General features: G+C 28.7%; 1 protein-coding gene. It reads right to left on the bottom strand.

Annotation, left to right across the window (positions count from 1 at the left end; translation table 11 throughout):
- Positions 1-7: 7 nt before the first annotated feature.
- Positions 8-1,087: glycosyltransferase family protein (locus tag ACYQ5K_RS17545; RefSeq protein ID WP_459778174.1), on the bottom strand; the 1,080-nt coding region annotated here is incomplete at its 5' end.

Raw genomic sequence — 1,087 nt, 5'->3', positions numbered from 1 at the left:
ATCAAAATTATTTTCCATATTTTTCATCCGCTTTATTTGTCAAATAATTTACAATCATTTTCGCTTCAATCGCAGCATATGGGATCAGAAGTAAGAAATATGTAAATGCATATTGCCCTTTACCTTCCCATATCATATGAAACAAAAATCCACCAATAAAGACTGTTCCTGGAAACCAAATAAATATATTTTTTCGTTTTCTATTAGTAATCACATACAAAAATGCCAGCCAATATACAAACGACTGCAAAACATCCAGTACTTCAATTACTATTTTTTGTAGTTTTCCACCATTTAATATGCTATCCAAATATCGAGAAATAGTAACATTCTTTTCAAACTGGTTAATCCAAATTCCTCCAAATGTAGGTTCACACCATTGAGACAGCATTTTCTTTGTATAAAACTTTATTGTATATATAGGATTTTCAGCAAAATATGTCATTCTTTCCCTAATATATTTCTGAGCCTCTTCAGCTGTTTTTTCAGAATCACAATCATTATTTAAGTATGTGTCTGCATTATATCCATTATACCAGCCTGGTGCCATACCTGTTTCTTGCATTCCCATAGCAATCCAAGCAATTTTAGGAATTCCTTTTCCTAAATACACATTTTCCTGAATACTCAACAATTTAACCGGACCAGATGTTGCTATTATATAGGAACAGATTACAATTACTGCAAAAATAATATTTTTCTTTTTTAAAGATATAATCCAATCTATGCCCAAAAAAATCAACATTGCCAATAACACAATCAAATAATTTGACTTAATCATTAGAGCTATTCCAATAAATACAGTACTTAATATCATATTGCAGACTTTATGATTTTCAAAATACTCAAATTCATAATACATAGCCATCGTTGAAAACGCACATCCCATTAAATTTCCATACAAAAAAGATGTATAAAATACCATCGGAAAAAATAATATCAAAAAAAGAATTCCTATTTTTTCCGCATGAACTGCTGTGATTTTTTTCAAAACTTTCATTAAATATATGTCAATCAATACTACAGAAACAACATTCAAAATTTGAAATGCCATATAATTATTTATACCAAAAAGGCTATATATTAT

It is taken from the genome of Allocoprococcus similis, assembly GCF_054660775.1.
The sequence above is the reverse complement of the archived record's forward strand: the minus strand, read 5'-3'. Positions and strand labels throughout refer to the sequence as shown.